The organism is Peribacillus frigoritolerans, assembly GCF_001636405.1.
Taxonomy (GTDB): domain Bacteria; phylum Bacillota; class Bacilli; order Bacillales; family DSM-1321; genus Peribacillus; species Peribacillus frigoritolerans.
Genome location: NZ_KV440950.1, coordinates 429,616 through 451,948 on the forward strand (window position 1 = coordinate 429,616; position 22,333 = coordinate 451,948).

The following is a 22,333-nucleotide window of genomic DNA, read 5'->3' on the forward strand; positions in this document are numbered from 1 at the left end:
TTCGCTCTTGTAATATAGGGTGAAAGAGCTATTTATCACAATTTCGATGTCAAATACGAACATTTTTAAATGAAAAAACATTTAATGTTCGATAAAATTAGACTATCACTTCTAAATTAGACATGTTAAAATGGAGTAGAATTTTCTAATAACTATTGAAATGGCTTTTTCATGCTTTTTGAAGGCATGTTGCACATAAATACTAAAAAGCGAATCACGCACAATTTAAGGAGGAATTACGGAATGAATCGTTTAGCAAAGCAAGATGAGCAAGTGTTTAACGCAATTCAACTGGAATTAGGGCGTCAAAGAAGTAAAATTGAGCTTATTGCTTCTGAAAACTTCGTGAGTGAAGCTGTCATGGAAGCGCAAGGGTCGGTCTTGACTAATAAGTATGCAGAAGGATACCCTGGAAAACGTTACTATGGCGGATGTGAGTATGTAGACATCGTTGAAGATCTAGCACGTGAGCGTGCGAAAGAAATTTTCGGAGGCGAGTATGTGAACGTACAGCCTCACTCTGGAGCTCAAGCCAATATGGCCGTTTACTTTACAGTGCTTCAAACTGGCGACACAGTGCTTGGGATGAACCTTTCGCATGGTGGTCACTTAACACATGGAAGTCCAGTAAACTTCAGTGGTGTTAACTACAATTTTGTTGAATATGGTGTAGACGAAAAAGATCACCGTATCGATTACAATGATGTATTGGAAAAAGCGCGTCAACACAAACCTAAATTGATCGTAGCGGGTGCAAGTGCATATCCACGGGAAATCGACTTCAAGAGATTCCGTGAAATTGCGGATGAAGTCGGGGCATATTTAATGGTCGACATGGCGCATATTGCAGGTTTAGTTGCGGCTGGATTACATCCAAGTCCAATTCCTTATGCTGACTTTGTAACGACAACTACTCATAAAACACTTCGCGGACCACGCGGCGGGATGATCATCTGTAAAGAAGAATTCGGTAAAAAGATCGATAAATCGATCTTCCCTGGAATTCAAGGCGGTCCTTTGATGCATGTTATATCAGCCAAGGCTGTTGCATTCGGCGAAGCGCTTCAAGATGATTTTAAAGTATATGCCCAACAAATCATCGACAATGCTAAACGTTTGGGTGAAGGTTTGAAGAAAGAAGGGTTCACTCTTGTTTCTGATGGAACGGACAATCACTTGATTCTTCTTGATGTGCGCTCTACAGGGTTAACGGGAAAAATCGCAGAGCATGTTTTGGATGAAATCGGTATTACCGTGAACAAAAATGCGATTCCTTATGACCCGGAAAAACCATTCGTTACCAGCGGTATACGTATTGGGACTGCGGCAGTGACATCACGTGGCTTCGGATTGGAAGACATGGATGAAATAGCTGCTATCATCGGACTTGTATTGAAAAATAATGAAGACGCAGCTAAGCTTGAAGAAGCAAAACAGCGTGTTGAATCATTAGCGAACAAATTTGAATTATATCCTTCATTGTAATATCGGGCCGCTCCCTTTAAAGGGAGCGGTTTTTTCATTTATGTAAGGTCGGTGTGTTAGAAGAATCCGAATAGTGAAAATAGGTCTGACAACTAAACCTTTATTGAAGATTGAAACATTTTTCTGTAAAATAGGTTGAAGTGAAATTTAAAAGACACGAAAATTTTTCTATTCGATTAGGGAAATCATAAAAAAGCGCAAAACTAAGCAATGGAATTGGAGAGATGCCAAATGGGAAAAGTTTATGTTTTTGACCACCCGTTAATTCAACACAAATTAGCCTATATACGTGATATAAATACAGGAACAAAAGAATTCCGTGAACTAGTGGATGAAGTTGCATCATTGATGGCATTTGAAATCACGAGGGATATGCCGCTGGAAGAAGTGGAAATCCAAACGCCTGTAAGCACAGCGAAAGTGAAAATGCTTTCTGGTAAAAAAGTGGGGATCGTCCCGATTTTACGTGCTGGCATAGGTATGGTGGACGGAATCATCAAGCTGATTCCTGCTGCAAAGGTCGGACATGTTGGACTTTACCGTGATCCTGAAACATTGAAACCGGTTGAATATTATGCGAAGATGCCAAGTGACTTGGCAGAAAGGGAATGTATTGTCGTTGACCCGATGCTAGCCACTGGCGGATCAGCCATCGAAGCAATCCATTCCATTAAAAAACGCGGTGCAGTGAATATTAAATTCATGTGTTTGATTGCAGCTCCAGAGGGTGTGGAAGCTTTAAAAGAAGCTCATCCTGATGTTGATATCTATATTGCTGGTCTTGACGAAAAACTGAATGAACATGGTTATATCGTTCCGGGTCTTGGAGACGCAGGAGATCGTTTATTCGGCACAAAATAAGGAAAGAAACTGAGGTGTCACGAATGAACAAACCGATTAAAGTCATGACCATTTTCGGGACGAGACCAGAAGCTGTCAAAATGGCTCCCTTAGTACTCGAATTTCAAAAACACCCAGAATATTTCAAGCCGATCGTTGCTGTTACGGCTCAGCATCGCCAAATGTTAGATCAAGTTCTCGAACTATTTTCCATACAGCCGGACTATGACTTGGACATAATGAAGGAAAGGCAAACGCTTGCTGACATTACAACAAGAGCATTGAATGGTCTTGATTCCGTAATGAAGGAAGCTAAACCAGATATTGTTCTCGTGCATGGTGATACAACCACAACGTTTGTTGCCAGTCTGGCAGCTTTTTATAATCAAATTGTCATTGGGCATGTAGAAGCGGGGCTGCGCACATGGAATAAGTATTCCCCCTATCCGGAAGAGATGAATCGACAGCTTACGGGTACGATGGCGGATTTGCATTTTGCTCCGACTTCGAAAGCCGAGGAGAATCTGGTGAACGAGAACAAGAAGGATAATATCTTCGTGACGGGAAATACGGCAACGGATGCTTTAAAAACGACTGTGAGGTCGACATATTCCCATCCGGTTTTAAATGGCCTTGGAGAAGACAGGCTCATTTTGCTTACCGCCCATCGCAGGGAAAATCTAGGGGAACCCATGAGGAATATCTTCAGGGCAGTTAAGCGAATCATTGTTGAGCATGATGATGTTCAAGTGGTATATCCTGTCCATTTAAATCCGCTTGTTCAAGAATTGGCAAACGAAGTTCTCGGGGACGATCCGCGGGTTCATTTGATCGAACCGCTGGATGTATTGGATTTCCATAACTTCGCTTCTAGAGCCTATCTGATTTTGACTGATTCTGGAGGAATCCAGGAAGAGGCACCGTCACTTGGTGTACCCGTCCTGGTTTTAAGGGATACGACCGAACGTCCTGAGGGGATTACGGCTGGAACCTTAAGATTGGCTGGTACTGATGAACAAACCATATATGATTTGGCACATGAATTGCTCACCGATCAAGAGGTGCACGAAAAAATGTCCAAAGCTTCAAATCCATATGGGGACGGAAATGCTTCGGTCCGCATAGCTGAAGCCATCCGTTACCATTTTAAGCAAGTGAATATGCCGCCAACTAGATTTGAACCATAAAAAAGGAAAAGCCATGCGCTTTTCCTTTTTTTATTTGCATACTCCAAGATTGTTGAGAAAAGATAATTGCTAAGGGGATGATTATGTTGGGAAAGAAAACGTTCATAGTGTTTGTTTTCCTTTTTATATTTATATATCAATATGAAAGGGGCTTCGCAAAAGTCATTCTGCCGCCTTTACCAAAACTATCTGAATCTAACGAAGTAACGGTTGTTGTCACGATGGATAAGGCGTTTAATCGAAAAAAGATCGAAAAATTGCTTGAAAAATATCCATCCCTTCAATTACGGAATGTTTATTCGGTTGCCTTGGATGGATTTTCCCTTCATGGGAAAATGAATGAAATAGAACAACTTAAAAAGGAGGGTGGAATTCAGGCAGTAACGGAAGTATCCGTTTATCAAGCCGTGTTGGATAAAAGTGTCCCATACATAGGAGGAGACAGGGTCAGGGGGGTCTTTGATAAGGAGAATCACCGGATCACCGGGAAAGGGATAAAGGTAGGGATAATCGATACTGGCATTGATTATACACATCCAGATTTGCAACGAGCTTATAAAGGAGGTAAGGATCTGGTTGATGGTGATGCAGATCCGATGGAAACCAAAAATCAAGGCGACCTGGATACATTGCATGGCACTCATGTGGCGGGCATCATTGCAGCCAATGGAAAAATGAAAGGCGTCGCACCTGAAGCGGAGATTTACGCATATCGAGCATTGGGGCCAGGCGGTTCTGGCGATACAGATCAAGTATTGACGGCCATTGAGTCAGCCATGAAGGATAAAGTGGATGTATTGAACCTCTCTCTAGGCAATAACGTCAATGGTCCTGATTTACCTATCTCCCTTGCGTTGAATAAGGCTGTGGAAAGCGGCATCGTTGCCGTGACATCAAACGGGAATTCCGGTCCGGCTGTATGGACCGTCGGTTCACCCGGTACAGCGGAAAAAGCGATTTCCGTTGGGGCTTCGACTCCGCCCTTAAGGGTTCCGTATATGATATACGGACTTGGATCAAAAAAGCATCAATCGCATTTAACCTTGTTTCAAGGCTCTAAAAAATGGAACCTGACGTTTTCCGAGGATGTCATATATGGTGGACTGGGTAATGGAAAGGACCTGAAGAATGTTCGGGATAAGATTGTGTTGATGGAACGTGGCACACTTACCTTCCAGCAGAAAGTATCCAATGCAGAAAAGGCAGGTGCGAAGGGTGTAATTGTTTTTAATAATACGAGCGGGACCTTTACTGGAAGCTTGGAAAAAGAAATGAACATCCCAGCCGCTTCTATTAATAGAAGAGATGGATTGCAGCTTAAGCAAATCATGGAGCAAGGGGAGAGCAAAACCGTTCAATTTGTTTATAAGAACGAGCAGGATAGGCTCGCGGATTTTAGCTCCAGGGGACCGGTAACCGTATCATGGGGAATAAAGCCTGACGTATTGGCACCGGGAGTGGAAATTGAAAGCACCATTCCTAAAGGATATATGTCCCTGGATGGAACAAGTATGTCCGCACCGCATGTTGCAGGAGCATGCGCCTTAATCCTGCAAAAACACCCGGAATGGACTCCTGATCAAGTGAAATCTGCATTGATGAGCACTTCCAAGCCATTGAGGAAAACAGCAAATCAATTGTATCACACATATGAACAGGGGGCTGGACGCATCCAGGTCGACGAAGCGTTAAAAGCGGACACGCTCTTGAATCCAAGCTCATTGTCCTTTGGGATGTATACAAAAAAAGAGGGAATTGAAGAGCATCATGAAACGATAGTCATAGAAAATACCGGAACGGAAATGAGGAAGTACTCATTCATGGTCCCATTAAAAGAGATGGGACTCACTTGGGAATTGCCGAAATCCCTTACTTTGAAACCGAAGGAAAAGAAACGGTTAAAAGTCGGGTTGCAGGTCAACCCAGCCGAACTTAAAAAGGGAGTCTTTGATGGATACCTCATTATAATGGAAGGAACCAAAAGAATATCCCTTCCTTATTTATATGTAAAAGAAGAGCCGGATTATCCAAGGATAATGGGATTTGATTTTGGCCAAGGGGACCAGGAAGGCACATATCGATACGAAATGTATCTTCCGCGCGGGGCTGAAGAATTCGGTATTGCCCTTTATGAGGAAGATAGCTTGAAATTCGCTGGATATTTGGATTGGTCGAGATCTGCTCCTTCCGGTTTGATCAAAAAAGATGTATTGAAAAAGGACTTGCCGCCTAAAGGAGTGTATAAAGCGATAATCTTTGCGAGAAGGGGCGGAAGGGAAGATCGGATAGAAAAGACGTTACTTATCGAGTGAAGAGAGGACAATAAGTAAAATAAAATGGATGTCAATAGAAGAAAAAAGATAATTTGTGAACAATTCGTTAATAATTACAAACCTGTGACAAATTTCACTAACCACTCATTGACAATGATTCTAGCCTATTGTATGCTAACTAAGGATGTAAAATGAGAGGGGTTTCATACGTTAATAACGTGTCAAATAGAAGTGAGTTTTTGACCTTCTAATTGGACTTGTTACGGGCAAATTCTCCTAAGCTAAACAAGATACTACAATATTTCTAGGGAGATTACATGACAAAATGCTAGAATTGGAAAAAATGTTCAATAGGCAGCTAAAATACATGTTGTATTTAATGGGTATTTATCTACTTGGGGTGGTTTTCACTTCCCATGATTCAGTCTTCCAAGGATTATTGCTTGGAACTGCCTTCAGCCTATTTATATTCTGGTCAATGGTCAAAAAGAACAAGAAGTTCGCCCAAGAGGTTGCCGAAGGAAAGAAAACGCGCTCCCTTGGTAGTTTAACTAGAATGTCTGTAGCGGGTTTAGCTGCAATTATTGCATTGAGATATCCTGGTGAATTTCAGGTTGTCTGCGTGGTTGTGGGATTAATGACAGTTTACTTTGTCATTATGATAGATTATTTTATGCAAAACATACGTAGGTAGTAAAGAAGAGAGGTGAATACTGTTGAATCATGAAGCTCCTATGTGGGAATTTATGAATACCGGAATACATTTCAACTTGGCTAATGTTCTTATGATGACCATCGCAAGTCTCATTGTCTTCATTATTGCTGTAGCAGCAACTCGAAAACTTGCGATGAAGCCAACAGGTATCCAAAACTTTATCGAATGGGTTATGGATTTTGTGAAAAATATCATCAACAGCAATATGGATTGGCGTACGGGTGGTCAGTTCCTAATGTTGGGAATGACGTTAATATTGTACGTATTTGTTTCAAACATGTTAGGATTGCCGTTCTCGATTGTAATAGGACATGAACTTTGGTGGAAATCACCTACATCTGATCCGGCAATAACTTTAACTTTGGCAGTTATGGTAATGGGTTTAACTCATTATTATGGTATCAAGATGAGAGGCATGAAAAATTATGCCAAAACTTATGTTCAGCCAATGGGTTTCTTGTTTCCGTTAAAGATTATTGAGGAGTTCGCTAATACGTTAACTCTAGGATTGCGGCTTTACGGGAATATTTATGCGGGTGAGTTACTATTAACTTTACTTGCTGGACTAGGAACAAGTGGTGTTGTGGGTGCAGCCACTGCTGCATTACCGATGTTAGCTTGGGAAGGGTTTAGTATCTTTGTCGGCTCCATTCAAGCTTTTATCTTTACTATGTTAACGATGGTTTATCTTTCCCATAAAGTAAGTGACGACCATTAATTATAAATATTGTTCATTTAGAACATTATATTGATGAAAAAATAAAACAACATTTCAAGGAGGAAATTTATCATGACAGGTTCTTTAGGTCTTATAGCTGCTGCTATCGCAGTTGGATTAGGTGCACTAGGTGCGGGTATTGGTAACGGTCTTATCGTTGGGCGTACAATTGAAGGAATGGCTCGTCAGCCGGAAGCTCGTGGTATGCTTCAAACTACAATGTTCGTTGGTATTGCATTAGTTGAGGCACTTCCAATCATCGCTGTAGTTATCGCGTTTATTGTAATGGGTAAATAAGATAACTTGAAAAAGTTCAATAATGGCGAAGATGATCCAAGGAGACCCTTCGCCATTGCTCTGTGTTTAAAGTGAACATTTATGGCAGTGATACTGTCAATCGAAAATACAGAACTTCAATAGTGAATCTCATGAAGGGAGTGAACCGAGCGTGTTAACAAGCAATTTTGTTCTTGGTCAAGTCCACTTTAATGGTGGAGATATCATATACCAGCTTGTAATCTTTATTATTTTGTTAGCGTTGCTTAAGAAGTTTGCATGGGGTCCGCTAATGGGCATCATGAAAGAACGTGAAGAGCATGTTGCGAATGAAATTGAAGCAGCTGAAGTTAGCAGAAAAGAAGCACTGAAATATTTAGAAGAACAGCGTGAAATCGTAAAACAATCTCGCACTGAAGCGGGACAACTTATAGAGAATGCTAAGCAACAAGGCGAAGCACAACGCGAAGATATTATTAATCAAGCGCGTGCAGAGGCTGAACGTGTTAAAGAATCAGCAAAACGTGAAATCGTTCAAGAGAGAGAAAAAGCAGTTGCCGCCTTACGCGAGCAAGTAGCTTCATTATCTGTCATGATCGCCTCTAAGGTGATTGAGAAAGAACTTTCATCAGCTGATCAAGAAAAACTAATCAATGAATATATTCAAGAGGCAGGAGAAGGTAAATGAGCGATATAACTGTAGCAGGACGTTATGCTGTAGCTCTTTTCCAAATTGCGAAAGAGCAAAATCTCATTAACCAACTTGAAGAAGAGCTTCGCATAGTGAATGAAGTTTTCACAAATGATAAAGATCTATTAAGCTTCTTGGCTCATCCTAAAATGACTAGAGATGCAAAAAATACAATGCTTGCAAATGCATTTGCAAGTCTTTCGTCTTCCGTTCGAAACACTGTAATGTTAATGGTGGAGCGTCATCGTACAGATGAAGTGATTCCTATGGCACAAGAGTTCATTGAACTTGCGAATGAAGAAAATTCAGTTGCGGATGCGACTGTTTATACAGTTAATCCATTAACTGAAGCTGAAGCGGAAGCTGTGTCTTCAGCTTTTGCTGCAAAGATCGGCAAACGTAATTTGCGTATCACTAATGTTACGGATAGCAATATTCTTGGCGGTATCAAACTTCAAATCGGTAACCGTATTTATGACGGAACGATACGTGGGAAGCTTGATCGCCTTAGCAAACAACTATTAGGTTAATATTCACAGATAGGGGTGAAATTCATGAGCATCAAAGCTGAAGAAATCAGTGCGCTGATTAAAAAGCAGATTGAAAACTATCAGTCGGAAATTAAAGTAAGCGATGTAGGTACAGTAATCACTGTTGGTGATGGTATCGCTCGCGTTCATGGTTTAGACAATGCAATGGCTGGGGAGCTCTTAGAATTTTCTAATGGTTCAATGGGATTGGCACAAAACCTTGAGCAAAATAACGTAGGTGTTGTTATTCTTGGACCATTCAGAGACATTCAAGAAGGCAGTGAAGTACGCCGTACTGGCCGTATCATGGAAGTACCAGTTGGAGAAGAATTAATCGGGCGTGTCGTGAATCCGTTAGGACAACCATTAGATGGTCTTGGTCCGATCGCTACAACAAAAACTCGTCCAATCGAAAGCCCTGCTACAGGTGTTATGGACCGTAAATCTGTTCATGAACCATTACAAACAGGAATTAAAGCAATCGATGCGCTAGTACCTATCGGACGTGGACAACGTGAGTTAATCATCGGTGACCGTCAAACTGGTAAAACATCAGTTGCGATCGATACAATCCTTAACCAAGCTGACCAAGATATGATCTGTATCTATGTGGCTATCGGTCAAAAAGAATCAACTGTTCGTGGAACTGTTGAAACACTGCGTAAAAATGGTGCATTGGATTACACAATCGTTGTATCTGCATCAGCTTCTCAACCAGCACCACTTTTATACCTAGCGCCATATGCTGGTGTGACTATGGGTGAAGAGTTCATGTTCGCTGGCAAGCACGTTCTTGTGGTTTATGATGATCTTTCTAAACAAGCATCTGCATACCGTGAACTTTCCTTGCTACTTCGCCGTCCTCCAGGTCGTGAAGCATTCCCAGGGGATGTATTCTACTTGCACTCCCGTTTACTTGAGCGTGCAGCTAAATTGAATGACACTTTAGGTGCCGGTTCAATCACTGCGCTTCCATTTGTTGAAACACAAGCAGGCGACATCTCTGCTTACATTCCAACAAACGTAATTTCCATCACTGATGGACAAATCTTCTTGCAATCCGATTTGTTCTTCTCGGGTGTACGTCCTGCGATTAACGCTGGTCTATCCGTATCCCGTGTTGGTGGATCTGCACAAATTAAAGCGATGAAGAAAGTTGCTGGTACTTTACGTCTAGACTTGGCTTCTTATCGTGAATTGGAAGCATTCTCTCAATTCGGTTCTGATCTTGATGCTGCAACTCAAGCAAAACTTAACCGTGGTGCTCGTACAGTTGAAGTTCTAAAACAAGATCTAAACAAACCGATCAAAGTTGAGAAACAAGTCATGATTTTCTATGCATTGACTAAAGGTCATTTAGATGATATTCCAGTATCGGATATCCTTCGTTTTGAAGAAGAATACTATGTATTCCTAGATCGTTCTCATCCGGAATTATTAGATCACATTCGCACAACGAAAGGTCTTCCTGAAGATGCTGCTATCGTTGCTGCAATTAACGAGTTCAAAAAGAACTTCGTTATTTCTGAATAATAAGGGTCTAACTAATTTATAAAGGGTGGTGAGAATGAATGGCCTCTTTACGCGATATTAAGTCTCGGATTACTTCAACGAAAAAGACGAGTCAAATTACAAAAGCGATGCAGATGGTATCTGCTTCTAAAATGAACCGTGCTGAAGCTAATGCTAAAGCATATGTTCCATATATGGATAAAATTCAAGAAGTAGTATCAAGTATTGCGAACGGAAGTACGGGTGCATCTCATCCAATGCTTGTCTCGCGTCCAGTTAAGAAAACCGGTTACCTGGTAATCACATCGGACCGCGGATTGGCAGGAGCATACAATAGTAGTATCCTTCGCCACGTTCATAAAACCATTCTTGAACGCCATAAATCCAATGATGAGTTCGTCATTATCGCAATCGGAAGGGTTGGCCGTGATTTCTTTGTCAGCCGTAACATGCACGTAGAGCTTGAAGTAACTGGAGTTCCTGATCAGCCTTCTTTCGCTGACATTAGCTCCCTTGCAAAATCAACAGTGAATTTGTATCTAAATGAACTGTGTGATGAGCTTTACATGTACTATAACCATTATGTCAGCCCAATCCAGCAGGATGTAACGGAAACGCAAGTCCTTCCGTTAGCTGACTTTAATACTTCCAATGCAGCAATGACTTCTTATGAATTTGAACCGAATGCAGAAGAAATCCTTGAGGTATTACTGCCTCAGTACGCAGAAAGTTTAATTTATGGTGCTTTGTTAGATGGTAAAGCAAGTGAGCACTCTGCACGTATGACTGCAATGAAAAATGCGACCGATAATGCTAAAGAATTGATTGATTCACTTTCATTGCAATATAACCGTGCACGTCAGGCCGCAATTACTCAAGAAATAACGGAAATTGTCGGCGGTGCAGCAGCTTTAGAATAAAAATTATTAAAGGGACGGTCGGACCGGACGATGCTTGGCCGTTCCATAAACTAGATTGTCGTTATAAGCAACGTTAGGAGGGAAAACGATGAATATAGGACGCGTTACTCAAGTTATGGGTCCGGTTGTTGACGTGAAATTCGAAGACGGACAACTTCCTAAGATCTATAACGCGTTAAGAATCGAAAATACAGCGTCTGGTACAGGACTAACTCTTGAAGTAGCCCTTCAACTAGGTGATAATACAGTTCGTACTGTAGCAATGTCTTCCACTGATGGTTTAACCCGTGGTGCAGAGACTGTTGATACAGGAGCTCCAATTTCCGTTCCTGTAGGTGAAGTAACACTAGGCCGCGTTTTCAACGTATTAGGGGAAAACATTGACCTATTCGAACCACTTACAGCAGAGGTGCGCCGTGATCCAATTCACAGACAAGCACCAACTTTTGAGGACTTATCAACAACAGTTGAAATTCTTGAAACTGGTATTAAAGTAGTAGATTTACTTGCTCCTTACATCAAAGGTGGTAAAATCGGTCTCTTCGGTGGAGCCGGTGTTGGTAAAACTGTACTTATCCAAGAACTTATCAATAACATCGCACAAGAGCACGGCGGTATCTCGGTATTCGCTGGTGTAGGTGAGCGTACTCGTGAAGGTAATGACCTTTTCTACGAGATGACTGATTCCGGTGTTATCAAGAAAACGGCAATGGTATTCGGACAAATGAACGAGCCGCCAGGTGCACGTATGCGTGTAGCTCTTAGCGGTTTGACAATGGCTGAATATTTCCGTGACGAACAAGGACAAGACGTTCTATTCTTCATCGATAACATTTTCCGTTTCACACAAGCAGGTTCTGAGGTTTCCGCCCTACTAGGACGTATGCCTTCAGCGGTTGGTTACCAACCAACTCTTGCTACTGAAATGGGCCAATTGCAAGAACGTATCACTTCAACTAATAAAGGTTCAGTTACATCCATTCAAGCGATCTATGTACCTGCCGATGACTATACGGATCCGGCTCCAGCTACAACTTTCGCTCACTTGGATGCAACAACTAACCTTGAGCGTAAACTTTCTGAAATGGGTATCTACCCTGCAGTTGATCCATTGGCGTCTTCTTCTCGTGCCCTTAGCCCAGAAATCGTTGGGGCTGAGCACTATAAAGTGGCTCGTCAAGTGCAATCAACATTACAGAAATATAAAGAACTTCAAGATATTATTGCCATCTTAGGTATGGACGAATTAAGCGAAGACGAAAAAGTAATCGTTCAACGTGCTCGTCGAATTCAAAACTTCTTGTCACAAAACTTCCACGTGGCTGAACAATTCACTGGTCAAAAGGGATCTTATGTACCAGTTAAAGAAACAGTCCAAGGATTCAAAGATATCCTAGCTGGAAAATATGACGAACTTCCAGAAGATGCTTTCCGTCTAGTTGGCCGCATCGAAGAAGTTGTTGCTAAAGCAAAAGAAATGGCTTAATTAAAGGGACCTAGGAGGGAATGAAATGAAGACCATTAAAGTCAATGTTGTTACTCCCGATGGCCCAGTATATGATGCAGAAGTTGAAATGGTAAGCACTAAAGCTAAAAGCGGTGAGCTGGGAATCATGGCTGGACACGTTCCAACTGTAGCCCCGCTTACCATTGGTGCTGTCCGTCTTAAAAATGGAAGCAACACAGACTATGTAGCTGTAAATGGTGGCTTCTTAGAAGTTCGCCCTGATGTGGTAACCATTTTAGCTCAATCTGCTGAAAGAGCTGAAACTATCGATCTTGCACGTGCTCAAGCAGCAAAAGCCCGTGCTGAACAAAGATTGCAGAACAATGATGGATCAAATGATGCCAAAAGAGCTGATTTAGCGCTTAAACGTGCAATCAACCGAATCCAAATTGCAGAAATGCGATAACTTTAATTGATGAAAACACCTGATCAAACCATTCGTGGTAAGATCAGGTGTTTTTTTATCCAGATGGTTTTTGAAGATTATTGACATGGAATATCAGAATTAGGAATAAAATGTCGAATTATAGAGTAAAGTATTTTCCATTTTAACCCTTAACTCGTCGACATGCTTTTATCCTAATGTTATAATGTATACGCTTACATTTATTGCTTCATACCCCTCCTTTCACGTTGCTTCTAAAAGAATGTTACTCTGCATAATATTTATAACGTATCCAAAATGAAGACAAGCAAACTTAAATTGTAGCCATTTAACATGATATATCCATAAAGGGAGATGAACATGGGACAGCTGCATATTTACCAAAATAATTATTTAATTGTATTTGTTTTCCTTTGTCTCGGAATTTTATTACCTGTGATCGCTTTATTTCTTGGTAGACTGCTAAGGCCTTATAAACCGACAGATATGAAGTATACGACTTATGAAAGCGGAATCGAACCTTTTCAGGATTCAAGGGTTCAATTCAATGTCAGGTATTATCTATTTGGATTGATGTTCGTCATATTTGATGTAGAAACGGTTTTTCTGTACCCATGGGCGGTTGCCTATGATGAACTCGGACTGTTTGCATTGGTTGAAATGCTGTTTTTTGTCGTGATCCTTATGCTAGGGCTAATCTATGCTTGGAAAAAGAAGGTGTTAAAGTGGAATTGAAATTGGATGAACTTACCCCTAAAGAAATGGAAGAAATGCGCCACAGTATTTTCTTATCCACACTTGAACAAATAAAAGGCTGGGCTAGAAGTAACTCACTCTGGCCAATGACTTTCGGTTTGGCATGTTGTGCAATTGAAATGATGGGTGTCGGCTCCTCTCATTATGATTTGGACCGATTTGGTTCTTTTTTTCGGACATCCCCCAGACAATCGGATGTCATGATTGTTTCAGGAACGGTAACGAAAAAAATGGCACCAATAATAAGTAGATTATACGAACAAATGCCAGAACCGAAATGGGTTATTGCAATGGGCTCCTGTGCAACTGCTGGCGGGCCTTATGTTCACTCTTACTCAGTGGTCAAAGGGGTAGATCAAATTGTACCTGTCGATGTATATATACCGGGTTGTCCCCCAAACCCAGCTGCACTTATTTACGGGATCAATAAATTAAAAGAAAAAATCCGTTATGAGGCGAAAACCGGAAAGCGGGTGATATAGATGAGTGAAAAGGAAGACTTAGCGAAACAAAAGGCAGCGGCAGCAGCCAAGGCAAAGGCAGCGGCACTGGCCAAAAAACAGGCGAAAGAAGAAGAAGCGGCAGAAAAGCCGGAAGGCGAAACGGATGCAGCGAAGCAAAAGGCGGCGGCCAAGCCGAAGGCAGCGGCATTGGCCCGGAAACAGGCGAAAGCAGAAGCCGGAGAAAAGCCGGAAGGCGAAACGGATGCAGCGAAGCAAAAGGCGGCGGCCAAGCCGAAGGCAGCGGCATTGGCCCGGAAACAGGCGAAAGCAGAAGCCGGAGAAAAGCCGGAAGGCGAAACGGATGCAGCGAAGCAAAAGGCGGCGGCCAAGCCGAAGGCAGCGGCATTGGCCCGGAAACAGGCGAAAGCAGAAGCCGGAGAAAAGCCGGAAGGCGAAACGGATGCAGCGAAGCAAAAGGCGGCGGCAGCGGCCAAGGCGAAGGCAGCGGCATTGGCCCGGAAACAGGCGAAAGAAGAAGCGGCAGAAAAGCCGGAAGGCGAAATGGATATAGCAAAACAAAAAGCGGCGGCAGCGGCCAAGGCGAAGGCAGCGGCACTGGCCCGGAAACAGGCGAAAGAAGAAGCCGGAGAAAAGCCGGAAGGCGAAATCGATGCAGTGAAGCAAAAGGCAGCGGCCAAGGCGAAGGCAGCAGCTGCTGCCAAAGCGAAATCGGCTGCTGCTGCGAAGAAAAGGACTGCTGTACAGGAAAGCGAGGAAGCTGACACCCCTAGCGAAATTTCCCCAAATCAGTCGAAACTCGATCAAATTGTTTCTGCTATTGAAAGCCATGTAGGACAAGGGGCATTATTAGAGAACTATATTAATAGACTATCAAAAGATGTACCCACTTTAGTGGCTAATCCGGATACATATTTCTCAATAGCCAAATTTCTGCGGTATGATGAACAACTTGACTTTTCGTATTTATCGGAACTTCATGGTACGGATTTTGAATCCCATATGGAAATCTATGTACATTTACACTCATTCAAAATGAACCAATCAGTTGCCTTGAAGGTTAAGCTTGATAGGGATACTCCCGTTATCCCATCATTGGTCCCATTATGGTCAGGTGCAAATTGGCCAGAATGTGAGGCGTATGATTTATTGGGCATTAACTTTTATGAACACCCTGATTTAAAGCGGATTTTACTTGGGGAAGATTGGAAAGGGTATCCCCTTAGAAAAGATTATGAGCCTTATGATGTGGAGGTGTAACCCCTATGTTAAGGACGGAAGAAATGCTTCTCAATGTCGGGCCGCAGCATCCGAGTACACATGGTGTTTTTCGGCTTGTCATCAAGATTGACGGTGAGATTATCAAAGAGGCTACACCTGTCATCGGGTATCTGCATCGCGGTACGGAAAAACTAGCGGAAAATCTGCAATATACACAAATAATCCCATATACTGACCGGCTCGATTATCTGGCGGCAATGACAAATAATTATGTACTTTGCCATGCTGTTGAGACAATGATGGGGGTGGAGATCCCTGAAAGGGCAGAATATTTGCGGGTCATCGCAATGGAATTGGGCAGAGTTGCAAGCCACCTCGTCTGGTGGGGTACATACTTGCTGGATATAGGTGCGACGAGTCCTTTCCTTTACGCATTCCGAGAACGTGAAATGATCGTTAATTTATTGACTGAATTGTCAGGGGCACGCCTAACATTCAATTATATGCGTGTCGGAGGTGTGAAATGGGATGCTCCTGAAGACTGGATTGCGAAGGTTGCCGAGTTTGTCCCTTATATGAGGGAGCAGCTTGCCGGTTACCATGAGCTTGTGACAGGGAATGAAATCTTTGTTAATCGGGTTAAAGGGGTGGGCATCTATTCGAAGGAAGAAGCCTTGCAGTATTCGCTTAGCGGTGCCAACTTAAGGTGTACAGGTGTGAAGTGGGATTTACGAAAAAATGAACCATATTCCATTTATGACAGGTTCACATTCGATGTTCCTACAAGGGAAGAGGGTGATGCCTTTTCACGCTATCATTGTAGAATGGAAGAAATCGAAGAGTCACTGAAGATCATCGAGCAGGCGGTTGAGCAATTTCCAGAAGGGCCGGTCCTTGCTAAGGTCCCTAAAATAATAAAGGTTCCCAAGGGTGAGGCATTTGTCCGAATTGAATCACCAAGAGGGGAAATAGGCTGTTATATCGCGAGTGAAGGGAAAAAGGAGCCATACCGCTTGAAATTCCGCAGACCTTCGTTTTATAATCTGCAAATTCTTCCGAAATTATTGGAGGGGGAAAATATGGCGAACTTGATAACGATTTTGGGTGCAATCGATATCGTGTTAGGGGAGGTGGATGGATAAATGATCAAGGATCTTCTCCACTCCGCTCCAAGCCTACTGAATTTTGGCATTTTTTTCGGTTTGGCAGTCCTGCTCCTGTTTGTCGTATTAGGGTTTGTAACCTATGGAATCCTTTCAGAGCGTAAAATCATGGGATTCATGCAGATGCGTGTCGGCCCAAACCAAATTGGAGGGAAATGGGGTCTTTTACAGACCGTTGCTGATGTTTTGAAACTTCTGATCAAGGAAGATACGATACCCAAGAAAGCTGATAAGCCGTTATATATTTTAGCTCCGGTAATTGCTTTTGCTCCCGCTTTCATGGTGCTTGCCACCTTGCCGTTCACCGATGCCTTCCAATTTGCTGATATAGGTGTCGGACTGCTTTATTATATGGCGATTTCCGGCATATCGACCATCGGCATCGTCACTGCAGGTTGGGCATCCAATAATAAATATTCTTTGATTGGCGGAATGAGGGCAGCCGCGCAAATGATATCTTATGAGATCCCTTTGGTGATGTCGCTAGTGGGCATCGTCCTCATAACAGGCAGTTTAAACTTGAATGATATTGTTGCAGCCCAGGAAAAGGTTTGGTTCATTTTTCTTCAGCCGGTTGCGTTCATCGTGTTTTTCATTGCATCGGTTGCCGAGTTGAACAGGGTTCCTTTTGACCTTCCGGAAGCGGAATCCGAACTTGTAGCAGGCTATCATGTTGAATACTCTGGATTTCGCTGGGCCTTCTTTATGTTATCCGAATATGTGTATATGTTTGCAATGGCAACGCTAACCACTGTATTATTTTTAGGGGGATGGAATTCTATTCCGTTTTTGGATTTTATTCCGGCGGCCATCTGGTTCGGTCTGAAGTTCAGTGCCGTATTCTATATATTGGTCTGGATCCGTGTAACCTTTCCTCGGATAAGGGCTGATCAATTGATGGAATTCGGATGGAAAGTGCTGCTTCCGGTTGCATTGGCAAATATATTTTTGACGGCACTAATAAAAGAATTGCTTAACCTTTTTTAGAAACTTAAGCTGGTCGGAAAGCGAGGGATTTATATGCTTGGTTTAGCAAAAGGTTTAACCTATACATTAAAGAACTTGACGAGGAAAAAAGTGACCTATGACTACCCGAATGAGCCGCTTCCGCTCCCTGACCGATTTCGCGGAATCCAAAAATTCTATCCTGAAAAGTGTATCGTATGCAATCAATGCGTGACGATTTGTCCAACGGATTGTATTCAATTAACTGGTAAGAAACATCCGGACCCGTCGAAAAAAGGGAAAATCATCGAGACGTATGACATCAATTTCGAGATTTGCATTTTATGTGATTTATGTACGGAGGTCTGCCCTACAGAAGCGATCGTGATGACGAATCAATTCGAGCTTGCCGAGTATAGCCGTGATCATCTATTTAAAAACCTGGAGTGGCTGGATGAAAATGATGAAAATATCCGGAAGGTGAATAAAGTATGAGTTTGTCGGGTGAGTTAATTGCCTTTATTGGTTTGGCACTTGTCGCGATAGTGGGCGGGGTGTTGCTGATTACCTTAACAAAAGTGGTGCACATGGTTATCGCACTTGTTTTTACTTTCTTGGGCATTGCAGGAATTTATATGTTGCTCTCGGCAGAGTTTGTCGCCATTGTCCAAATCCTTATTTATTCAGGGGCAATTACGATCGTGATGCTATTCGGGATTATGCTGACAAAACACCAGGAAAATGATGCACCGGCTAAAGGGGGCTGGGGGAGTTTCTCCTTGCTGGCAGCGATTGCCGGGTTTGCCGTAGCGGTGTATCTGGGGATTTATAATCTGGATATACCTGTACAGCCAACGGCGTTGCATGAGGAAAATACAAAGCAAATAGGAATCGAACTTTTTTCAAAATATGTAATTCCATTTGAAGTGATGTCGGTACTCCTGCTTGTTGCTTTAGTCGGTGCCATCGTATTGGCTAAAAAAGATGATGAGGAGGGAGATCGATCATGACGGGAGTTCCTTTGTCGGCTTATCTTGTATTGGCTCTCGTTTTATTTTGTATAGGGCTGTATGGTGCCTTGACGAAAAGAAATGCGGTCATTGTTTTGATTTCAATCGAGCTGATGCTGAACGCTGCAAATATCAATTTAGTGGCCTTCAGTAAATTCGGGGTTACGCCATCCATTACGGGTCAAGTTTTTTCCTTATTCACGATTACGATTGCTGCAGCTGAGGCAGCTGTAGGGCTGGCCATACTAATGTCCCTTTATCGCAATCGTAAGACGGTCAATGTCGATGAAATGGAAATGATGAAGAATTGAAGGTTTATATAATTGAAGAAGGGGATTTGATACGATGATGGAGCACGCATGGCTCATACCGATCTTTCCACTCGTCACGTTTCTGGTTCTGCTTCTATCAGGCGGGCGGTTGCGGGATCGAGGCGCTTTTATAGGAATAATATGTACATTGGCTTCGTTCGTTTTATCGTTGCTTGTCCTGATCGAGCGATTTAAGGAACCTACGTATAATATATCGATAGATTGGCTTTCCTTCGGAGGGACGCAACTTTCAGCTGGATTCGAAATAAATCAGCTCAATGCCTTGATGCTTGTGGTCGTTTCCCTTGTCAGCCTGCTTGTCCAGATATATTCGAAGGGGTATATGAAGGGTGAAGTGCGATTCTCCATTTTTTATGCTTATCTGGGCTTCTTCACCTTTGCCATGCTTGGACTAGTCATGGCACCCAATTTATTACAACTTTATATCTTCTGGGAATTGGTCGGGGTGGGGTCTTTCCTGCTCATTGGTTTTTACTTTTATAAACTGGAAGCTAAGGCTGCGGCGAAGAAGGCATTCATCATGACCAGGATTGGGGATGTAGGGCTATTAATCGGCATCATTCTTCTATTCTGGGAAACAGGCAGCTTTGAATATGGAGAGATCTTTCAAGCTGTTCAGTCGGGCATGATATCAAGTGAAAAATTGACATTAATTGCTATTTTGATTTTTATCGGTGCGGTTGGGAAGTCTGGACAATTTCCACTTCATACATGGCTTCCGGACGCAATGGAAGGCCCGACTCCGGTTTCCGCATTGATACACGCAGCAACCATGGTTGCTGCAGGGGTATACCTGGTGGCGGCCATGTTTCCGTTATTCATGGCTAGTTCTGCTGCGATGCAGGTAGTGGCCATAACAGGTGGGATTACAGCCATATTTGCCGCAAGCATTGCCATGGTGCAAAAGGATGTTAAGCGTGTATTGGCCTATTCGACCATCTCTCAGCTTGGCTTTATGATGCTTGCTTTGGGTACTTCGGGATATGTGGCCGGGGTGTTTCATTTAATGACCCATGCCTTTTTTAAAGCTTTGCTGTTTTTGGCAGCAGGCAGTGTTATTCACGCTATACATACACAGGATATGGAAAAAATGGGCGGCTTATGGCGCAAGTTGAATTGGACCGGTCCGCTGTTCTTGACTGGCACGTTGGCGATATCGGGGTTTCCGTTGCTCTCGGGCTTTTTCAGTAAAGATGAAATTCTAATGGCAGCTTGGGAGAATGGTAGTTATATATTGTTTGGTCTAGCGGTGGTTACCTCCTTTTTAACTGCGTTTTATATGTTCCGGCTGTTTTTCATGATGTTTGCAGGCGATTCACGCAGTCAGGCAGAACAGGTCAAGGAATCACCTTTCATCATGCTAATTCCCATGCTCGCATTGGCTTTGCTTGCTGTAATCGGTGGGTATATCCAAACACCGTGGTTTGGAACTTTTCTTGGGGAGTGGCTTGTGGAGGGAAATGAAGCTCTTCTAGGCGCCAGCCATAGTGAGGGGCCCGTTTGGATAATGTTGATGGCCGTGCTTGTGTCGCTGGCCGGGATTTACCTTGCTTATATGATATACGTTAAAAAGAAGTTATCTCGGGAATGGCTTGTCAAAGAAAACTCCGAGGTATTTAGGATTTTGGAAAATAAGTATTACATTGATGAGATTTATCATTTTACTGCAGGCTATGCAATCAAAGGCTTTAGTATATTCCTATCTTATATTGAAAGGTTCATTGTCGGTGGCCTTGTTTCCACTGTAACAAGTTCAATAGAAGGATTGGGGAAAGTAGGGTCTAAACTGCAAACGGGACAGGTACAGCAATATGGCATGATAGCCTTTCTGGGACTTGCGGTACTGTTGGTGATTTTTGCAGTAACTGGGGGGTATCTAAGATGAATGTCTATTTGCTCTCGCTTTTAGTGTTTTCACCGCTGCTGGGCATCGTGATGGTTGCCCTCATGCCGAAAAAAGAGGAAAGGACGATTAAACAATTTGGTTTTTTCGGAACACTGCCTCCCCTTTTCCTATCATTCTTTCTTTGCAGCCAATATTATTCGGGTGTGGCCCTATCCATATTTGACATTAAGTTGAATTGGATCAGGTTTGGAAATTTGGAAATGTATGATCCCAAGCTCTTCACGGTTGATTTTGAGTTGGGGCTGGATGGCTTAAGTCTCATCTTCATATTACTGACAACAATCATTTCATCACTGGCCGCAATCGCATCCATTTATATAAAAAAAGAATGGAAAGGGTATTATTTATTATTTTTGATCCTGGAGATTGGAATGCTCGGTGTATTCACGGCAGAAAATTTGATCCTTTTTTTCATCTTTTTCGAAATGACTTTGATTCCTGCTTTCTTTTTGATTGGCAGATGGGGCTTTCTGGAGAGGGAGAAAGCTTCTTATAGTTTTCTGATCTATAATGGCATTGGTTCGGCTGTTTTATTGGTGGCGATTTTGATTTTGTTTGCCAGGACAGGTACGACCAACATTGCAGCATTGACACAGATGATGACAATGGGCGGCGTTTCGCTTTTTGCACCCATATCCGGTTCGATGAAATATGGTTTATGTCTTGCATTTCTCGTGGCATTTGCGATAAAGCTGCCGGTCTTTCCCTTTCATAGCTGGATGGTGCGGGTCCATGCAGAAGCACCTCCATCCATAGTCATGATACATGCCGGTGTCTTATTGAAAATTGGGGCGTACGGAATCATCCGGTTTGGAATGGGGATATTTCCTGAACAATATAAAAGCTTGGCCTTTACCATAGTCCTATTTGGGGTCCTCAGTTTTTTATATGGTGCTTTTCTGGCATTGGTACAAACGGATTTCAAGCTCGTCTTAGCCTACTCATCAATTTCGCATATGGGTATCGTCATGATGGGGCTGGGAGCCTTGAATGAAGCGGGCATTCAGGGAGCTATTTTTCAAGTCATCTCACACGGGCTAATTGCTGCTTTGTTGTTTTTCTTGGTGGGAGCGTTGTATGAGCGTACAGGAACCACGATGCTTCCTAAGCTTGGAGGGCTGGCCAAGTCGATGCCGATTTTTTCAGGGTTCATGTTAGCTTGCGGGATGGCTTCACTCGGTTTGCCTGGTATGTCCGGTTTCATCAGTGAATTCATGGTATTTCTTGGCTTATTCAAGAGTCAGCCGTTGCTTGCGGCAATAGGGGTGATCGGGCTGGTATTAACCGCTGTTTATGTACTGAGGGCGGTCATGCTTATGACTTTCGGGAAAAATGATAGCTTGATAGAAAAAGAGAAATGGGACCTAAGGGGCTGGGAGTTTTTGCCGACGTTGGTTCTTCTCGGTTTGATAATATCTGTTGGGGTATACCCAAATTTGTTAGGCGGGCCTCTTCAAGGAACGATTGAAGCCATGATGCTTGCTCTAGGGGGGCGATGAA

The 22,333-nt window shown here is 42.8% G+C and carries 23 protein-coding genes; all 23 read left to right on the top strand.

Features of this window, described 5'->3' with window-relative positions:
* The first annotated feature begins 243 nt into the window (after positions 1-243).
* The 23 genes from A6755_RS02140 to A6755_RS02250 all read left to right on the top strand — a co-directional run bounded on the left by A6755_RS02140 (position 244) and on the right by A6755_RS02250 (position 22,332).
* A complete protein-coding gene (locus A6755_RS02140) occupies positions 244-1,485 on the top strand; it encodes a serine hydroxymethyltransferase (RefSeq protein WP_054398606.1) in 1,242 nt (413 codons plus the stop codon).
* 231 nt (positions 1,486-1,716) lie between these two features.
* A complete protein-coding gene (upp, locus tag A6755_RS02145) occupies positions 1,717-2,346 on the top strand; it encodes a uracil phosphoribosyltransferase (protein WP_034315825.1) in 630 nt (209 codons plus the stop codon).
* Between the two features lie 23 nt (positions 2,347-2,369).
* Positions 2,370-3,512 (top strand): non-hydrolyzing UDP-N-acetylglucosamine 2-epimerase, encoded by a 1,143-nt coding sequence (wecB, locus tag A6755_RS02150; RefSeq protein WP_063589669.1) that lies wholly within the window; start codon positions 2,370-2,372, stop codon positions 3,510-3,512.
* A gap of 83 nt (positions 3,513-3,595) precedes the next feature.
* On the top strand, positions 3,596-5,824 hold the full coding sequence (locus tag A6755_RS02155; protein ID WP_084737289.1) for a S8 family serine peptidase: 2,229 nt from the start codon (positions 3,596-3,598) through the stop codon (positions 5,822-5,824).
* A 286-nt stretch (positions 5,825-6,110) separates the two neighbouring features.
* Positions 6,111-6,479 (top strand): ATP synthase subunit I, encoded by a 369-nt coding sequence (locus tag A6755_RS02160; protein WP_034315821.1) that lies wholly within the window; start codon positions 6,111-6,113, stop codon positions 6,477-6,479.
* 22 nt (positions 6,480-6,501) lie between these two features.
* A complete protein-coding gene (atpB, locus tag A6755_RS02165; RefSeq protein WP_034315819.1) occupies positions 6,502-7,218 on the top strand; it encodes a F0F1 ATP synthase subunit A in 717 nt (238 codons plus the stop codon).
* A 72-nt stretch (positions 7,219-7,290) separates the two neighbouring features.
* The gene (gene atpE / locus A6755_RS02170) at positions 7,291-7,515 is read left to right on the top strand and encodes a F0F1 ATP synthase subunit C (RefSeq protein WP_034315818.1); all 225 of its coding nucleotides are present in this window, start codon (positions 7,291-7,293) and stop codon (positions 7,513-7,515) included.
* Positions 7,516-7,666: 151 nt separating this feature from the next.
* Complete coding sequence (atpF, locus tag A6755_RS02175) at positions 7,667-8,182, top strand: F0F1 ATP synthase subunit B (protein WP_034315815.1); 516 nt, start codon at positions 7,667-7,669, stop codon at positions 8,180-8,182.
* Positions 8,179-8,715: a F0F1 ATP synthase subunit delta gene (locus tag A6755_RS02180; protein ID WP_034315814.1), complete on the top strand. Its 537-nt coding sequence runs from the start codon at positions 8,179-8,181 to the stop codon at positions 8,713-8,715. Before atpF ends, A6755_RS02180 begins: the two co-directional genes overlap by 4 nt.
* A 24-nt stretch (positions 8,716-8,739) precedes the next feature.
* Complete coding sequence (atpA, locus tag A6755_RS02185; protein ID WP_034315812.1) at positions 8,740-10,248, top strand: F0F1 ATP synthase subunit alpha; 1,509 nt, start codon at positions 8,740-8,742, stop codon at positions 10,246-10,248.
* Between the two features lie 38 nt (positions 10,249-10,286).
* Entirely contained in the window at positions 10,287-11,147 is an 861-nt protein-coding gene (locus tag A6755_RS02190) for a F0F1 ATP synthase subunit gamma (RefSeq protein ID WP_034315808.1), read from the top strand.
* Positions 11,148-11,235: 88 nt separating this feature from the next.
* On the top strand, positions 11,236-12,633 hold the full coding sequence (gene atpD / locus A6755_RS02195; RefSeq protein ID WP_034315806.1) for a F0F1 ATP synthase subunit beta: 1,398 nt from the start codon (positions 11,236-11,238) through the stop codon (positions 12,631-12,633).
* 25 nt (positions 12,634-12,658) lie between these two features.
* The gene (locus tag A6755_RS02200) at positions 12,659-13,060 is read left to right on the top strand and encodes a F0F1 ATP synthase subunit epsilon (RefSeq protein WP_034315803.1); all 402 of its coding nucleotides are present in this window, start codon (positions 12,659-12,661) and stop codon (positions 13,058-13,060) included.
* Between the two features lie 339 nt (positions 13,061-13,399).
* Positions 13,400-13,774, top strand: a complete 375-nt coding sequence (locus A6755_RS02205; protein ID WP_034315801.1) for an NADH-quinone oxidoreductase subunit A — start codon at positions 13,400-13,402, stop codon at positions 13,772-13,774.
* A 26-nt stretch (positions 13,775-13,800) separates the two neighbouring features.
* Entirely contained in the window at positions 13,801-14,277 is a 477-nt protein-coding gene (locus A6755_RS02210) for a NuoB/complex I 20 kDa subunit family protein (RefSeq protein WP_170946902.1), read from the top strand.
* Positions 14,278-15,516, top strand: coding sequence for an NADH-quinone oxidoreductase subunit C (locus A6755_RS02215; protein WP_063589670.1), 1,239 nt, complete (start codon positions 14,278-14,280; stop codon positions 15,514-15,516).
* Between the two features lie 5 nt (positions 15,517-15,521).
* The gene (locus tag A6755_RS02220) at positions 15,522-16,619 is read left to right on the top strand and encodes an NADH-quinone oxidoreductase subunit D (protein ID WP_034315793.1); all 1,098 of its coding nucleotides are present in this window, start codon (positions 15,522-15,524) and stop codon (positions 16,617-16,619) included.
* A complete protein-coding gene (gene nuoH / locus A6755_RS02225; RefSeq protein ID WP_048685830.1) occupies positions 16,620-17,627 on the top strand; it encodes an NADH-quinone oxidoreductase subunit NuoH in 1,008 nt (335 codons plus the stop codon).
* A gap of 33 nt (positions 17,628-17,660) precedes the next feature.
* On the top strand, positions 17,661-18,080 hold the full coding sequence (nuoI, locus tag A6755_RS02230) for an NADH-quinone oxidoreductase subunit NuoI (RefSeq protein WP_034315789.1): 420 nt from the start codon (positions 17,661-17,663) through the stop codon (positions 18,078-18,080).
* Complete coding sequence (locus A6755_RS02235; protein ID WP_063589671.1) at positions 18,077-18,595, top strand: NADH-quinone oxidoreductase subunit J; 519 nt, start codon at positions 18,077-18,079, stop codon at positions 18,593-18,595. The genes nuoI and A6755_RS02235 overlap by 4 nt, the downstream gene beginning before the upstream one ends.
* Positions 18,592-18,906, top strand: coding sequence for an NADH-quinone oxidoreductase subunit NuoK (gene nuoK, locus A6755_RS02240; protein WP_034315785.1), 315 nt, complete (start codon positions 18,592-18,594; stop codon positions 18,904-18,906). Before A6755_RS02235 ends, nuoK begins: the two co-directional genes overlap by 4 nt.
* Before the next feature lie 34 nt (positions 18,907-18,940).
* Positions 18,941-20,812: an NADH-quinone oxidoreductase subunit L gene (nuoL, locus tag A6755_RS02245; RefSeq protein WP_063589672.1), complete on the top strand. Its 1,872-nt coding sequence runs from the start codon at positions 18,941-18,943 to the stop codon at positions 20,810-20,812.
* Positions 20,809-22,332: a complex I subunit 4 family protein gene (locus tag A6755_RS02250; protein ID WP_034315781.1), complete on the top strand. Its 1,524-nt coding sequence runs from the start codon at positions 20,809-20,811 to the stop codon at positions 22,330-22,332. Before nuoL ends, A6755_RS02250 begins: the two co-directional genes overlap by 4 nt.
* The last annotated feature ends 1 nt before the right edge of the window (position 22,333 follow it).

Excerpts from the sequence above, each read along its gene's own strand:
- atpA (WP_034315812.1), top strand. The coding sequence starts at position 8,740 with ATGAGCATCAAAGCTGAAGAAATCAGTGCGCTGATTAAAAAGCAGATT.
- A6755_RS02155 (WP_084737289.1), top strand. The coding sequence starts at position 3,596 with ATGTTGGGAAAGAAAACGTTCATAGTGTTTGTTTTCCTTTTTATATTT.
- A6755_RS02210 (WP_170946902.1), top strand. The coding sequence starts at position 13,801 with ATGGAAGAAATGCGCCACAGTATTTTCTTATCCACACTTGAACAAATA.
- A6755_RS02180 (WP_034315814.1), top strand. The coding sequence starts at position 8,179 with ATGAGCGATATAACTGTAGCAGGACGTTATGCTGTAGCTCTTTTCCAA.
- nuoI (WP_034315789.1), top strand. The coding sequence starts at position 17,661 with ATGCTTGGTTTAGCAAAAGGTTTAACCTATACATTAAAGAACTTGACG.
- nuoK (WP_034315785.1), top strand. The coding sequence starts at position 18,592 with ATGACGGGAGTTCCTTTGTCGGCTTATCTTGTATTGGCTCTCGTTTTA.
- A6755_RS02215 (WP_063589670.1), top strand. The coding sequence starts at position 14,278 with ATGAGTGAAAAGGAAGACTTAGCGAAACAAAAGGCAGCGGCAGCAGCC.
- A6755_RS02140 (WP_054398606.1), top strand. The coding sequence starts at position 244 with ATGAATCGTTTAGCAAAGCAAGATGAGCAAGTGTTTAACGCAATTCAA.
- upp (WP_034315825.1), top strand. The coding sequence starts at position 1,717 with ATGGGAAAAGTTTATGTTTTTGACCACCCGTTAATTCAACACAAATTA.
- A6755_RS02235 (WP_063589671.1), top strand. The coding sequence starts at position 18,077 with ATGAGTTTGTCGGGTGAGTTAATTGCCTTTATTGGTTTGGCACTTGTC.
- atpE (WP_034315818.1), top strand. The coding sequence starts at position 7,291 with ATGACAGGTTCTTTAGGTCTTATAGCTGCTGCTATCGCAGTTGGATTA.
- A6755_RS02190 (WP_034315808.1), top strand. The coding sequence starts at position 10,287 with ATGGCCTCTTTACGCGATATTAAGTCTCGGATTACTTCAACGAAAAAG.
- nuoH (WP_048685830.1), top strand. The coding sequence starts at position 16,620 with ATGATCAAGGATCTTCTCCACTCCGCTCCAAGCCTACTGAATTTTGGC.
- A6755_RS02200 (WP_034315803.1), top strand. The coding sequence starts at position 12,659 with ATGAAGACCATTAAAGTCAATGTTGTTACTCCCGATGGCCCAGTATAT.
- wecB (WP_063589669.1), top strand. The coding sequence starts at position 2,370 with ATGAACAAACCGATTAAAGTCATGACCATTTTCGGGACGAGACCAGAA.
- A6755_RS02205 (WP_034315801.1), top strand. The coding sequence starts at position 13,400 with ATGGGACAGCTGCATATTTACCAAAATAATTATTTAATTGTATTTGTT.
- A6755_RS02250 (WP_034315781.1), top strand. The coding sequence starts at position 20,809 with ATGAATGTCTATTTGCTCTCGCTTTTAGTGTTTTCACCGCTGCTGGGC.
- atpD (WP_034315806.1), top strand. The coding sequence starts at position 11,236 with ATGAATATAGGACGCGTTACTCAAGTTATGGGTCCGGTTGTTGACGTG.
- A6755_RS02160 (WP_034315821.1), top strand. The coding sequence starts at position 6,111 with ATGCTAGAATTGGAAAAAATGTTCAATAGGCAGCTAAAATACATGTTG.
- nuoL (WP_063589672.1), top strand. The coding sequence starts at position 18,941 with ATGATGGAGCACGCATGGCTCATACCGATCTTTCCACTCGTCACGTTT.
- A6755_RS02220 (WP_034315793.1), top strand. The coding sequence starts at position 15,522 with ATGTTAAGGACGGAAGAAATGCTTCTCAATGTCGGGCCGCAGCATCCG.